The organism is Ancylobacter defluvii (assembly GCF_018390605.1).
In the GTDB taxonomy this organism is placed as follows: Bacteria; Pseudomonadota; Alphaproteobacteria; order Rhizobiales; family Xanthobacteraceae; genus Ancylobacter; species Ancylobacter defluvii.
In genome coordinates, this window is record NZ_JAHBGD010000028.1 from 92126 (window position 1) to 104440 (window position 12315).

The 12315-nt window shown below is 68.7% G+C and carries 15 protein-coding genes; 5 read left to right on the plus strand and 10 right to left on the minus strand.

The genetic code is table 11. The features are described 5' to 3' along the window. Positions 1–53 precede the first annotated feature (53 nt). From ygfZ to KHC24_RS23830, 5 genes are all read left to right on the plus strand, one after another. Positions 54–899: a CAF17-like 4Fe-4S cluster assembly/insertion protein YgfZ gene (ygfZ, locus tag KHC24_RS23810; RefSeq protein ID WP_213366738.1), complete on the plus strand. Its 846-nt coding sequence runs from the start codon at positions 54–56 to the stop codon at positions 897–899. Beyond that, a complete protein-coding gene (locus KHC24_RS23815) occupies positions 899–1507 on the plus strand; it encodes a DNA-3-methyladenine glycosylase I (RefSeq protein WP_246547624.1) in 609 nt (202 codons plus the stop codon). The genes ygfZ and KHC24_RS23815 overlap by 1 nt, the downstream gene beginning before the upstream one ends. Before the next feature lie 32 nt (positions 1508–1539). Then, positions 1540–2151: an HD domain-containing protein gene (locus KHC24_RS23820; protein ID WP_213367102.1), complete on the plus strand. Its 612-nt coding sequence runs from the start codon at positions 1540–1542 to the stop codon at positions 2149–2151. Then, entirely contained in the window at positions 2148–2651 is a 504-nt protein-coding gene (locus KHC24_RS23825) for a tyrosine phosphatase family protein (protein WP_213366743.1), read from the plus strand. The genes KHC24_RS23820 and KHC24_RS23825 overlap by 4 nt, the downstream gene beginning before the upstream one ends. 233 nt (positions 2652–2884) lie before the next feature. After that, the gene (locus KHC24_RS23830; protein ID WP_213366745.1) at positions 2885–3157 is read left to right on the plus strand and encodes a hypothetical protein; all 273 of its coding nucleotides are present in this window, start codon (positions 2885–2887) and stop codon (positions 3155–3157) included. A gap of 6 nt (positions 3158–3163) precedes the next feature. Here the strand turns inward: KHC24_RS23830 and KHC24_RS23835 are convergent, their stop codons facing one another. From KHC24_RS23835 to KHC24_RS23880, 10 genes are all read right to left on the minus strand, one after another. Continuing rightward, the gene (locus KHC24_RS23835; protein ID WP_213366747.1) at positions 3164–3646 is read right to left on the minus strand and encodes a GNAT family N-acetyltransferase; all 483 of its coding nucleotides are present in this window, start codon (positions 3644–3646) and stop codon (positions 3164–3166) included. 177 nt (positions 3647–3823) lie between these two features. Further along, complete coding sequence (gene rpsU / locus KHC24_RS23840) at positions 3824–4063, minus strand: 30S ribosomal protein S21 (RefSeq protein ID WP_213366749.1); 240 nt, start codon at positions 4061–4063, stop codon at positions 3824–3826. A 199-nt stretch (positions 4064–4262) separates the two neighbouring features. Continuing rightward, a complete protein-coding gene (locus tag KHC24_RS25485; RefSeq protein ID WP_213366751.1) occupies positions 4263–4886 on the minus strand; it encodes a DUF1330 domain-containing protein in 624 nt (207 codons plus the stop codon). Between the two features lie 28 nt (positions 4887–4914). Further along, entirely contained in the window at positions 4915–5643 is a 729-nt protein-coding gene (gene pyrF / locus KHC24_RS23850; protein ID WP_213366753.1) for an orotidine-5'-phosphate decarboxylase, read from the minus strand. 98 nt (positions 5644–5741) lie between these two features. Continuing rightward, positions 5742–6338 carry an NADPH-dependent FMN reductase gene (locus KHC24_RS23855; protein WP_213366754.1) on the minus strand — a complete coding sequence of 199 codons (597 nt, stop codon included), beginning with the start codon at positions 6336–6338 and terminating at the stop codon, positions 5742–5744. Between the two features lie 79 nt (positions 6339–6417). After that, the gene (locus KHC24_RS23860) at positions 6418–7017 is read right to left on the minus strand and encodes a class I SAM-dependent methyltransferase (protein ID WP_213366756.1); all 600 of its coding nucleotides are present in this window, start codon (positions 7015–7017) and stop codon (positions 6418–6420) included. A gap of 166 nt (positions 7018–7183) precedes the next feature. Further along, complete coding sequence (gene dnaJ, locus KHC24_RS23865; protein ID WP_213366758.1) at positions 7184–8335, minus strand: molecular chaperone DnaJ; 1152 nt, start codon at positions 8333–8335, stop codon at positions 7184–7186. Between the two features lie 229 nt (positions 8336–8564). Then, the gene (gene dnaK, locus KHC24_RS23870) at positions 8565–10463 is read right to left on the minus strand and encodes a molecular chaperone DnaK (protein WP_213366760.1); all 1899 of its coding nucleotides are present in this window, start codon (positions 10461–10463) and stop codon (positions 8565–8567) included. A 280-nt stretch (positions 10464–10743) separates the two neighbouring features. Then, on the minus strand, positions 10744–11673 hold the full coding sequence (locus KHC24_RS23875; protein ID WP_213366762.1) for a sugar phosphate isomerase/epimerase family protein: 930 nt from the start codon (positions 11671–11673) through the stop codon (positions 10744–10746). 145 nt (positions 11674–11818) lie between these two features. Next, positions 11819–12202, minus strand: coding sequence for a VOC family protein (locus KHC24_RS23880; RefSeq protein ID WP_213366764.1), 384 nt, complete (start codon positions 12200–12202; stop codon positions 11819–11821). Positions 12203–12315: the final 113 nt, after the last annotated feature.

The following is a 12315-nucleotide window of genomic DNA, read 5'->3' on the forward strand; positions in this document are numbered from 1 at the left end:
CGCCGGTCGAGTCGGTGCCCATACCGGCGTCCATGGTGCCGGGAGACGGCTGAATGCCCATCGCTCTTCACGAACAGCGCGCCGTTGCCCGGATCGACGGCGCCGATGCGGTGCACTTCCTCGACAATCTGCTCACCGCACGCACCCCGGCGCCGGGGGCGGCGCGCTATGCCGCGCTGCTGACCCCGCAGGGCAAGATCATCGCCGACATGTTCGTGCTCGGCGTCGAGGGCGGCTTCCGCCTCGATCTGCCCGCCGACCGCCTTGCCGATCTGCTCAAGCGCCTGACGCTTTACCGCCTGCGCGCCAAGGTGGAGATCGCGGCGCTGGAGGGTTGGCGCGTCGGTGTCGCCTGGGGCGATGCCGTGCCGCCCGCGGGTGCTACCGCCTTCACCGATCCGCGCCTGCCGGCGCTCGGCACCCGCTTCCTGCTCGCCCCCGATGTCGCCGTCGCCCTCGATGCCGACGAAGCGGCCTGGCAGGCGCACAGGGTGGCGCTCGGCGTGCCGGAAGGCGGGCGCGACTTCACCTATGCCGACGCCTTCCCGCATGAGGCGGATATGGACCAACTGCACGGCATCGACTTCGACAAGGGCTGCTATGTCGGCCAGGAAATCGTCAGCCGCATGCAGCATCGCGGCACCGCGCGCACCCGCATCGTGCCTTTCGCCATTTGCGGCGAGCCGCCGGCACCCGGCACGCCGATCCTTGCCGGCGGCAAGACGCTCGGCACCGTCGGTTCCGGCGTCGAGGGGCGGCTGCTGGCGCTGATCCGCCTCGACCGCCTCGCCGAAGCACGCGAATCCGGGTTGGCCATCGAGGCGGACGGCGCGACGCTGGTGCCCGAGCGGCTCGAATGGGCGAGCTTCGCCATTCCCGGCGCCGGGAGCGCCGCCTGATGTCCCAGGACACCAATCCTCTGCACGCCGACGGCCGGCATCGCTGCCGGTGGTGCGGCACCGATCCGCTCTATGTCGCCTATCACGACGAGGAATGGGGCGTGCCGGAGCGCGACGACCGCGCCCTGTTCGAGAAGCTGATCCTCGACGGCTTCCAGGCCGGCCTCGCCTGGATCACCATCCTGCGCAAGCGCGACGGCTTCCGCCGCGCCTTTGACGGCTTCGAACCGGAGATCATCGCCGGCTACGGGCCGGACAAGGTCGAGGCGCTGATGCAGGATGCCGGCATCGTGCGCAACCGCGCCAAGATCGAGGCCACCATCCGCTCCGCCCGCGTCTATCTCGATATCATGGGCAAGGGGCCGGGCTTCTCGGCATGGCTCTGGGACATTAACGGCCCGACGCTGGACAATCGCCGCGAGGAGGGCGCGCCATCGCTCGTTACTTCGCCGGTGGCGCAGGCGATGTCGAAGGAGCTGAAAAGTCGTGGCTTCAACTTCGTCGGCCCGACCATCGTCTATGCCTTCATGCAGGCGGTGGGCATGGTGGACGACCACGACCTCACCTGCCACCGGCACGGCGCACGCGAATTCGGGGGCCGGCGTTGAGCGCACCGCGCGCGCCGCGCGCCTGGCAGCGTATGCTCTCCGGCCGGCGGCTCGATCTGCTCGACCCCTCGCCGCTCGACATCGAGATCGAGGACATCGCCCACGGCCTTGCCCGCGTCGCCCGCTGGAACGGCCAGACCAGCGGCGAGCAGATCTTCTCCGTCGCCCAGCACTCGGTGCTGGTCGAACTGATCGCCCGCCGGCAGGCGGAGGTCGCCGGCGTCGAGCTCGACCGCCGCTGGCGCCTCGCCATGCTGCTGCACGACGCACCGGAATATGTGGTCGGCGACATGATCAGCCCGTTCAAGGCGGTGCTGGGCGGCGACTATAAGGGCGTCGAGGCGCGCCTGCTGGCGGCGGTGAGCCTGCGCTTCGGCCTGCCGGCGCAGTGGCCGGCGGTGCTGGTGAAGAAGGTGAAGGCTGCCGACCGCGCCAGCGCCTTCCTGGAGGCCACCCGCCTCGCCGGCTTCAAGGTCGATGAAGCCAGGCGGTTCTTCGGCACGCCGTTTCCGCTCGACCCGGCCGTCGAGCGCGAGCATCTCTCGCCCTGGAGCGCGGGTGAAGCCAAGGCGCGTTTCCTCGCCCGTTTCACCGAGCTTGCCTCGATACCCTTGCACGACCCCTCGGCCGGAGGCCCGCCATGATCCATGTCTGCCCGCTCTCGCGTCTCGAGGAGACGGTGACGCGAACCCGCGCCTCGCATGTGCTTACCGTGATCAATCTCGGCACGCCGGTCCCGCGTCCGGCCGCCATCCGCGCCGAGGACCATCTTTTCATCGGCTTCAACGACATAGTGGAACCGCAGCAAGGGTTGATCCATCCGGCGGCGGAACATGTCGAGGCGATCCTCGGCTTCGCCCGCAGCTGGCCGCGCCAGGCGCCGCTGGTGGTGCACTGCTTTGCCGGCATCAGCCGCTCCACCGCCTCGGCCTTCATCGCCGCTTGTGCGCTCGCCCCCGAGCGCGACGAGGCGGCGATTGCCCGTGCCCTGCGCGCCGCCTCGCCCAGCGCCACCCCCAACGCGCTGCTGGTCTCGCTCGCCGATGCCGCGCTCGGCCGGCAGGGGCGGATGAGCGCGGCGATTGCCGGCATCGGCCGTGGCAGCGAGGCGATGCTGGGCGAGCCGTTCGAGATCGCCCTCTGATTGCTGATCACGCGGGCGGCCTTGGCCTTGAGGGCCTTGGCCTTGAAGGTCCTGTCGTCGAGGGAACATGCTCCGGCCGCATTCTGCGGCTATTGAGCAACAGTCGCGGCTGAAAAGACACAGCCCGGCGAATTACCGAGCGCCGTTAACCCTTGTTCAAAACATGGGCAGACCATCGGGATCGTCGTGCTATGGTGAGTCGGGGCGCGGCCAGCACGCGCGGAGGTGCCAGTTTGTCCGAGATTACCGATCCGACCGCCATCGATCCCGCTGCCGAGCGGGCGCAGGAAGATGAGCGCCATGCCGCGCTCGCCTATCTCGATGAGGCGTGGAACGAGGCGGTCTATGACGGTCTCGACGAGGACTGTCTCGCCCAGGCGGCGCTGTTCACCGCCATCCGCTCGATGGTCGCCACCTATGGCGAGGACGCGGCTGCCGATTTCGCCGCCCGCCTCGCCGAGCGCATCCGTGCCGGCGAATACACGGTGCCGATGAACCGCCAGTGATGCCCGTCAATCGGGCAGCGATGCCCGGCTGAGGATTTCCAGCCCGCCCACATCAGCCTCAAGCGTGGTCCAGTCGCGGCGGCGGTAGTATCCGGCGTTTTCCGGCAGCGCCGCGAGATGGACCCGTCGATGGCCGAGGCGCAAGGCGAGGTGGCTCGCGGCCTCGACCAGCGCCGCGCCGATCCCGGCTCGCCGATGCGCCGGCTCCACCCACAACGCCGCCACCCAGGGCGACAGCGCCGGGCGCTGCTCCACGTCGCTGGCGATCAGCGAGACGGTGCCGAGGAAGTGCGCGTCGCGATGGGCCACCAGGGTGGTCGGTACCGGCTCGGTGCCGAGGCTTTCCTCCAGCCGCGCGCGCAGCGCATCCAGCGGCACGCCCTCGTCCTGCCACCAGGCACGCCAGACCCGATCGGCCACGATGGGGGCGAAATGGAGAGCGGTGCGCAGATCGCAGATACTCACCCCGCCGGCCCCGGTCGGGACCATGGCCGGATTGCAAGCCTGGGTTTTCGCGCTGTTCGCCATCTCGCCTCGCGCTCCGGTCCTGCCGATCAGCGGCGGCGGCAAATGCGATCCGTGATCATCGGTCCGGAAACACCAAAAAGCGCGGCGACATCGTCACCGCGCTCATCGGATAGTCGACGAGCCCCGAAGGGGCCGCGATCAGCGGCCGCCGATCGTCGGCTTTGGCTTGGACGGCAGCAGGCCTTCGCGCTGGGCGCGCTTGCGAGCCAGCTTGCGCGCGCGACGGATGGCCTCGGCCTCCTCGCGGGCACGCTTCTCGGAAGGCTTCTCGTAATGGCCGCGCAGCTTCATCTCGCGGAAAATGCCTTCGCGCTGCATCTTCTTCTTGAGGGCCTTCAGGGCCTGATCGACATTGTTGTCCCGAACGAGAACCTGCACGTGTCTTCCTCTTCGTGCCTTCGCTATCGCGCATGCGTTGAATATCGGCGACCGGAGGCGGCATCCCGACTTTGGGCGGAAACCGCGCAGATCCGATCAAGGTGTGCGCACATAGCAGACCCGTTCCGCCTTGTCCACATCCGGCGGTGGTCCGGCCGGGCGAATCCGCTTCCGGCCGGCGTCTTCACATCCAGCGGCCCTATTCGGCGCCGTGGATGATGATCACCTCGGCGTCGGCGGCGGCCTTACGGAAGCCGAGCGCGGCCTGGTACTCGGGCGAATGATAGGCGGCGACGGCGGTCGCGTAGTCTTTGAACGCCAATACCACATTGCGCGAGCGGGCGGGGCCGTGCACCGCCTCGTGCTTGCCGCCGCGCACCAGGAACCAGCCCTTCGAGCTCTCGATGGCGATGGCATCGGCGGCGATATAGGGCTTGTAGCCCTCGGCATCGTGCACGTCGATGCGCATCACCCAATAGGCGGTGCCCGGCCCGGAGGCCGGCCCGTCGATCACCCCCGCCGCCGGCTGGCTGCCCTCATATTCCTCGATGACGAGGTGCTCGCCATCGGAGGCGGCGAGCCGGTACTTGTAGGCGGCCTGGTATTCCGGCGAGTTGAAGCAGGCGAGCGCGGTCTCGTAATCCTTGAACTCGACGACCACGTTGCGCGCGCGGGCAACGCCCTCGGGCGCCTCGAACGCGCCGCCGCGCACCAGGAAGCGGCCACCATAGGCGGCGATCGCCGCATCGGCGCCGGCGACATAGGGCTTGTAGGCTTCGGCGTCGTTCACGTCGATGCGGCTGATCCAGTAACCCTTGGCCATGCTGTCGAAACCTTCCCGTTCGGAAAATTCAGGCGGCCGCGAGCGCGGCGGCGATCTCGGCCTGTACGGCGCGGGCGGCGGCGGCCGGATCGGGCGAGGCGATGATCGGCCGGCCGACCACCAGATGGTCGGCGCCGGCGCGGATGGCGGCGGCCGGCGTGGCGATGCGCTTCTGGTCGCCGGCGGCGGAGCCGGCCGGCCGTACGCCGGGCGTGACGATGGCGCGCTTCGGCCCCAGCACCCCGCGCACCATGGCAGCGTCGGTCGGAGCGCAGACAATGCCGTCGATGCCGGTCTCGCGCGCCTGCTCCACGCGCCGGCGCACCGTTTCGTCGACGCCCGCGGCATAGCCGGCCTCGGCGAGGTCGGCCTCGTCATAGGAGGTCAGCACGGTCACGGCGAGGATGCGCAACGGGCTGGCGCCCTTGCCTTCCATCGCCGCGCGCATGGTCTGCGGATAGGCATGCACGGTGAGGAAGCTGGCGCCCATGCCGGCGACGCTCGCCACGCCGCGCGCCACGGTATTGCCGATGTCGTGCAGCTTGAAGTCGATGAAGACCTTCTTGCCCTCGCCGATCAGCTCGCGGGCGAAGCCGAGGCCGCCGGCAAACCCGAGCTCATAGCCGATCTTGTAGAAGCTGACGGTGTCACCGAGCTTCGAGACTACGTCCTCGGCCGCCCGCAGCGAGGGTAGGTCGAGAGCGACGATCAGCCGGTCGCGCGGATCGGCAACGGCAAGGCGCGCGGCGGGGCTCATCGGCGGTCTCCGGTCGACTGGTCCTCAGGCTCCGCGCCGCGGCACGGTGGCTGCGGGCAGTGGCTGCGGGGCGGTGGCTTCGGCGCGGTGGCCTGGCGCTAGGCGCGCAGGCCTGCGCGCAGCGCCGACTGGTCGATAAGCGTGCGCAGCGTTCCGCGCAAGCGTTCGAGCTGACGATCGTCCTTGAAATCCCCGGCGTCGGTGAAAGCCTGGTGCGCGGCGGGCACCATCGCCTGCTCGGCGAGCACTAGCGCGCTCAGCCCGAGCGCCAGCACCTGGCGCAGCATCATCGCCGCGCGATAGCCGCCGAGCGCGCCGGGCGAGGTCGAGCCGATGGCGAAGACCGGCCCCTTGAAGGGGTCGTGCCCGCCGCCGCCCGGCGCGCCCTTGGCGCGGCTCGCCCAGTCGATGGCGTTCTTCAGCAGCGGCGACACGGAGGCATTGTATTCCGGCGTGGCGATGAACACCCCGTCGGCCAGCGCCAGCTGGTCGCGCAACTGCTCGGCGGCCTGCGGCACGCCTTCCTCGGCTTCGAGATCGGCGTCGTAGATCGGCAGCGGGTAGTCCTGGAGCGAGATCAGCACCGGCTCGGCGCCGAGCAAGGCAAGCTCCTTGGCGGCCACAGCCGCCAGATTCGCCGAATAGGAGCCGGTGCGGATCGAGCCGGCGAAGGTGAGGATCTTGGGCGGGCGCATGGCTCTCTCCGCAGGGGCGTGTTGATGGCGGGCTGGGTGCGGGGAATGCCCCCGGCCGCTCCGCCGCCGGGGGCGGATGTCAGGCGGTGCGGGAACGATACACCCAGACGCGGGCCGGCGGCAGATTGGCCCAGATGCGCGGGCTGCGGTGGGAATCGAAGCGCTCGGGCTGCAACGGCACCGGCGACACCACCGCATAGGTGAACTGGATGAACGGCGCCTGCGGCCGCGACAAGTCGAAGGACTGGTCGAGCAGGCTGTAGCGTTCGGCCACTGGCCGGGTGAACAGCGGCAGCGAGGAGACCACCGCCGCCGCCGGCTTGTCGAGCGAGCCGTCAAGCGTCTTGCCGATGCCGTAGGCATCGCCGCGGATCACCGTCGCGCCGGGAAAGCGCGCCTTGAGCAGGTTGCAGAATTCCGGGTTGTACTCGATCAGCACCAGCCGCTCCGGCGCCACGCCGCGGGCGATCAGCGCCGCCGTCACCGGCCCGGTGCCAGGCCCGAGCTCGATGACCGGGCCGTCCGCATCGGGGTCGACATAGCCGGCCATGGTGCGCGCCAGCGCCCGGCCGGACGGCGACACCGCTCCGGTGCGTAGCGGATCCTGCAGCCAGGATTGGAGGAAGCGGACTTCGTCGGGACGTGCCTTTTGGCCGTCGGAGCAGGAACGATGCAGCATGCCACTTGGATTCCAGAGCGCCGAAACGGAACGGCCGTGAATGAAGGGGACGAAATGCAATCCTGGAAGACTATGCGCGCTATCGGGCAATGTTAAGTCACTGCGATGACGCGGGCGTTACATCGGCCGGAGGTTCCGGCCGCTGCCGATACGTCACGCGTCGACGTCATTCCGCGTCGCCGGCGAAGAAATCCTTGACCTTGGCGAAGAAGCCATGCGCCTCGGGATGATTTTCAGTCGAGGATTCCGCCTCGAACTCGGTGAGCAGTTCGCGCTGGCGGCGAGTGAGGTTCTGCGGCGTCTCCACCACCACCTGCACATACATGTCGCCGCGGGTGCGGGTGCGCAGCACCGGCATGCCCTTGCCGCCGAGGCGGAAGCGCTTGCCGGACTGGGTGCCTTCGGGGATCTTCACCTTCGAGGTGTCGCCGTCGATGGTCGGCACCTCGAACGAGCCGCCCAGCGCCGCCGTCACCATCGAGATCGGCGCCCGGCAGAACAGGTCGGCGCCGTCGCGCTGGAAGAAGTCGTGCGGAGCGATGGACAGGAAGATGTAGAGGTCGCCCGCCGGGCCGCCGCGCGTCCCGGCCTCGCCTTCGCCGCCGAGGCGAATGCGGGTGCCGTCCTCGACGCCGGCGGGGATCGCGACCTCCAGCGTGCGCTCCTTGGTGACCTTCCCGGCGCCGGCGCAGGCCGGGCAGGGATCCTCGATCACCTGGCCGCGGCCCTGGCAGCTCGGGCAGGTGCGCTCCAGGGTGAAGAAGCCCTGCGCCTGCCGCACGCGGCCGGCGCCGCCGCAGGTGCGGCAGGTGGTCGGCTGGGTGCCCGGCTTGGCGCCGGTGCCGGTGCAGGCCTCGCAGGTGATCGAGGTCGGCAGGTGCAGCGTGGCATCCTTGCCGGAGAAGGCATCCTCAAGCGTGATTTCCATGTTGTAGCGCAGGTCCGCCCCGCGCTCGCGGCCGGTGCCGCGCCCGCCGCCGCTGCGCCGCCCGCCACCGCCGCCACCCATCCCGAACAGGTCGTCGAAGATGTCGGAGAAGGTGGAGGCGAAATCATTGCCGAAGCCGGCACCGGCGCCGCCGCCCGAACCATTCTCGAAGGCGGCATGGCCGAAGCGGTCATAGGCGGAGCGCTTCTGCGGATCCTTCAGCACGTCATAGGCTTCGCTGATCTGCTTGAAGCGCGCCTCCGCGGCGGCATCGCCGGGGTTCTTGTCGGGATGCCACTTCATGGCGAGCTTGCGATAGCTCGATTTGAGTTCCCCGTCCGAGCAGGTGCGGGTGACTTCGAGCAGTTCGTAATAGTCGATCTTGGCCATGGGTCGCCGTGCCGCCGAATCGTTCTGTCCACCGGCCAGCCGTGCCGTTCGGATCCGTCATGGATGCGCGCAGGCTGGCGGGACGCTCGGGCCCGTTACATGCAGGAAGCTTGCCGCCGGAAACTCCATCCGGCAGCAAATCTGCCGGGGCCTGGGCACGCTCGCCTGCGTCGTCACTACAAAGCCGCCCCGGAAGCGGACTCCCGGGGCGGGGTGTCGGAGAAGCCGATCAGGCCGACTTCTTCTTGTCGTCGTCGACCTCGGTGAACTCGGCATCCACCACGTCGTCCTTCGGCGCGCCGGCCTCGGCCTCACCGCCGCCCTGCTGGGCGGCGTACATCGCCTCACCCAGCTTGAGGGAGGCCTGGGCGAGGGCGTTGGTCTTGGCGGCGATCGCCTCGGCGTCGTCACCTTCCAGCGCGGTCTTCAGCTCGGCGATGCCGGTCTCGATCGCGCCCTTCTCGGCTGCGCCGACCTTGTCGCCATGCTCGGCAAGGGCCTTCTCGGTCGAGTGGATCAGCGCCTCGCCATGGTTCTTGGCTTCCACCAGCGCGCGGCGCTGCTTGTCGTCGGCGGCATGCGCCTCGGCGTCCCGCACCATCTTCTCGATGTCGGCGTCGGACAGGCCGCCCGAAGCCTGGATGCGGATCTGCTGCTCCTTGCCGGTGCCCTTGTCCTTGGCCGAGACGTTGACGATGCCATTGGCGTCGATGTCGAAGGCGACCTCGATCTGCGGCACGCCACGCGGCGCCGGCGGGATGCCGACAAGGTCGAACTGGCCGAGGATCTTGTTGTCCGCCGCCATTTCGCGCTCGCCCTGGAACACGCGGATGGTCACCGCGGTCTGGCCGTCTTCCGCCGTGGAGAACACCTGGCTCTTCTTGGTCGGGATGGTGGTGTTGCGGTCGATCAGGCGGGTGAACACGCCACCCAGCGTCTCGATGCCGAGCGACAGCGGGGTCACGTCGAGCAGCAGCACGTCCTTCACGTCGCCCTGCAGCACGCCCGCCTGGATGGCGGCGCCGATGGCGACCACTTCATCCGGGTTGACGCCCTTGTGGGGCTCCTTGCCGAAGAACTGCTTCACGATCTCCTGCACCTTAGGCATGCGGGTCATGCCGCCGACCAGCACCACTTCGTCGATCTGTCCGGCCGACAGGCCGGCGTCCTTGAGCGCCTTGCGGCAGGGCTCGACGGTGCGCTGGATCAGGTCGTCCACCAGCGCCTCGAACTTGGCGCGGGTGAGCTTCATGGTCAGGTGCTTCGGCCCGGAGGCGTCGGCGGTGATGAAGGGCAGGTTGATCTCGGTCTGCTGCGCGCTGGACAGCTCGATCTTCGCCTTTTCGGCGGCCTCCTTGAGGCGCTGCAAAGCGAGCTTGTCGTTGCGCAGGTCGATGCCCTGCTCCTTTTTGAATTCGTCCGCCAGGTAGTTCACCAGGCGCATGTCGAAGTCTTCGCCGCCGAGGAAGGTGTCGCCGTTGGTCGACTTCACCTCGAACACGCCGTCGCCGATCTCCAGCACCGACACGTCGAAGGTGCCGCCGCCGAGGTCATAGACCGCGATGGTGCCGGCCGACTTCTTGTCGAGGCCGTAGGCGAGCGCCGCCGCCGTCGGCTCGTTGATGATGCGGAGCACTTCGAGGCCGGCGATGCGGCCGGCGTCCTTGGTGGCCTGGCGCTGGGCGTCGTTGAAATAGGCCGGGACGGTGATCACCGCCTTATCGACCTTGGCGCCGAGATAGGCCTCCGCGGTCTCCTTCATCTTCTGCAGCGTGAAGGCGGAGATCTGCGAAGGCGAATATTTCTTGCCGTCCGATTCGAGCCAGGCGTCGCCATTGTCGCCCTTCACAATGGAATAGGGAACGAGCTTCTTGTCCTTCTCGATGATCGGGTCGTCGTAGCGGCGGCCGATCAGGCGCTTCACCGCGAAGAAGGTGCGCTCGGGATTGGTGACCGCCTGGCGCTTGGCCGGCTGGCCGACGAGGCGCTCGCCATCTTCGGTAAAGGCGACGATGGAGGGCGTGGTACGGGCGCCTTCGGCGTTCTCGATCACCTTGGGCGTGGAGCCTTCCATGACCGCGACGCAGCTATTGGTCGTGCCGAGGTCGATGCCGATGACTTTAGACATATATATTCTCCTTCTGGCAGGCCGGCCGGGCCTCATGAAGCACCCGGAGAGGAACGACACCGGCGCTCGTCGCGCCACGCCGTCCCCCCGGACCGGCCTCCGATAGATTGGGTACGACGCTTTTTCCGAGCGTCGTTCGCTCGCCGATATAGGGGCGGCGTTACGCGCCTGCAAGAAGCCTTCTCGGGTTGAATCCGAGCCATGTTGGATTGAATCGCGGCCTTGGCCGGCTGACCGCGGCTTGCTTGCGCAATGCGCGGCGGGGAGCCGCCGCGACGCCTCAGGCCGCCACGGCGGTGGCGACGCCGCGGAACCGTCCCGCCAGTTCCCTGAGCACCGGCACCTGGGTGCCGATCTCCCGCCAGTGACGCGGGTTGAGCTCCAGGATCGCCGTCACGGCGGAGGTGAGCGGCGCCGCCTCGGCGACCGCCTGCCAGTCGATGCCGCCCCAGCCGATCGGCAGGTGCAGGTCGCCCTCGCCGAAGGCCACGGCCTCGGCGGGATGATAGGTCCACAGGTCGCTCGGCCGGCCGAAGCTGTCATGCAGGTGCAGATGCGCGACATACGGCGCCAGCGCCGCGATCTCGGCGATCGGGTCGTGCCGGGTCTCGGCGCAGCGGATGAAGGCATGGCTGACGTCGAGCGTCGCCCTCACCGCGTCGTGGTCGATGGCGGCGAGCTCGCCGGCCAGCTTCAGCGGGGTCGCGGTCTCCCGCGCGCCGGCAAAGCGGAAGATGTTCTCGACGCACAGCGTCAGCCCGGCGGCGGCGGCGCGGTCGCCGGCGCGGACCAGCGCATCGCGCTGGCGGGCATAGGCGACCTCGATGTCGTCGCCCTGCTCGCGCACGATGCCGGTATGGATGACCAGTTTGTCGGCACCGATGGTGCCGGCGATCTCGATTGCGGCGTCCAGCACCGCTTCATGGCGCGACAGCCGCTCGGGCAGGTCCATCAGGTTGATCGAGAGCGGCCCGTGCACCGTGTAGCGGAGCTTGCGGCCGGCTAGGCTGCTTGTGAGGTCGGCGAGCCGGCCGGTCAGCACCCGGCCGCCGACGATGAGGTGCCACGCATAGACCGGCAGTTCCACCACATCGACGCCGAGCGCCTCCGCTTCGTCGAGAGAGAGACCGAGATCGTCGAACTCGGGACTGCCTTCACGCAGGGAATAGCCACAGGCACGGATGGGGGAAGCCGGGAGGGGCATCTGCATCGTTCGGAATTTCCTTCACTTCGCAGGTTGATAGAGGTCGTGCGGACGCCGGAGCGCCACTTGATCGACGCACCTGCGCCTTCAACATGACATGCGAATGTCGGAATCGCCTAATGCCCTACCGTCATCAGGGCCTTGCGCCGCCTCACATTTTTGGCGTGATCCAACCCATATAGGCACCTTCGGCATCCCGCACGATGGCGATCCGGCCGACGCCGGGCACGTCGAAGGGCGGCCTGACGATGGTGCCGCCGGCGGCCTGCGCCTCCCCGGCGCGCGCATCGACGTCGTCGATGGCGATGTAGGTCATCCAGTGCGCCGGCATGTCCTTGAAGTCCGGCCCGGCGAGCGGAAACAGGCCGCCGATCTCCGTGTCGCCCTTCTTGATGATCCAGTACTCGCCCTCCGCCATGGGGAAGGGCGCGAAGCTCCATCCCATCAGCCGGGTGTAGAAGGCCTTGGCGGCGGCGGGATCGGGGCTGTTGAGCTCGTTCCAGACGAAGCTGCCGTGCTGCGGCGTCTCGGACATGGGTTCCTCCCGTGCGGCGCCGGCCGGCGGGAGGGCCGGAGCGGCGATGTTAACGGTCCGGATACGATACTCCGAGAAAGGCGATCCGTGGCGTAGCGGCGACCCGTTCTCGT

Bases quoted from the DNA above. Each gene is read 5' to 3' on its own strand.
- pyrF (WP_213366753.1), bottom strand. From the start codon at position 5,643: ATGAGCCCCGCCGCGCGCCTTGCCGTTGCCGATCCGCGCGACCGGCTG.
- KHC24_RS25485 (WP_213366751.1), bottom strand. From the start codon at position 4,886: ATGGCCAAGGGTTACTGGATCAGCCGCATCGACGTGAACGACGCCGAA.
- KHC24_RS23860 (WP_213366756.1), bottom strand. From the start codon at position 7,017: ATGCTGCATCGTTCCTGCTCCGACGGCCAAAAGGCACGTCCCGACGAA.
- KHC24_RS23820 (WP_213367102.1), top strand. From the start codon at position 1,540: ATGCTCTCCGGCCGGCGGCTCGATCTGCTCGACCCCTCGCCGCTCGAC.
- KHC24_RS23835 (WP_213366747.1), bottom strand. From the start codon at position 3,646: ATGGTCCCGACCGGGGCCGGCGGGGTGAGTATCTGCGATCTGCGCACC.
- KHC24_RS23815 (WP_246547624.1), top strand. From the start codon at position 899: ATGTCCCAGGACACCAATCCTCTGCACGCCGACGGCCGGCATCGCTGC.
- ygfZ (WP_213366738.1), top strand. From the start codon at position 54: ATGCCCATCGCTCTTCACGAACAGCGCGCCGTTGCCCGGATCGACGGC.
- dnaK (WP_213366760.1), bottom strand. From the start codon at position 10,463: ATGTCTAAAGTCATCGGCATCGACCTCGGCACGACCAATAGCTGCGTC.
- KHC24_RS23855 (WP_213366754.1), bottom strand. From the start codon at position 6,338: ATGCGCCCGCCCAAGATCCTCACCTTCGCCGGCTCGATCCGCACCGGC.
- KHC24_RS23825 (WP_213366743.1), top strand. From the start codon at position 2,148: ATGATCCATGTCTGCCCGCTCTCGCGTCTCGAGGAGACGGTGACGCGA.
- KHC24_RS23875 (WP_213366762.1), bottom strand. From the start codon at position 11,673: ATGCAGATGCCCCTCCCGGCTTCCCCCATCCGTGCCTGTGGCTATTCC.
- KHC24_RS23880 (WP_213366764.1), bottom strand. From the start codon at position 12,202: ATGTCCGAGACGCCGCAGCACGGCAGCTTCGTCTGGAACGAGCTCAAC.
- dnaJ (WP_213366758.1), bottom strand. From the start codon at position 8,335: ATGGCCAAGATCGACTATTACGAACTGCTCGAAGTCACCCGCACCTGC.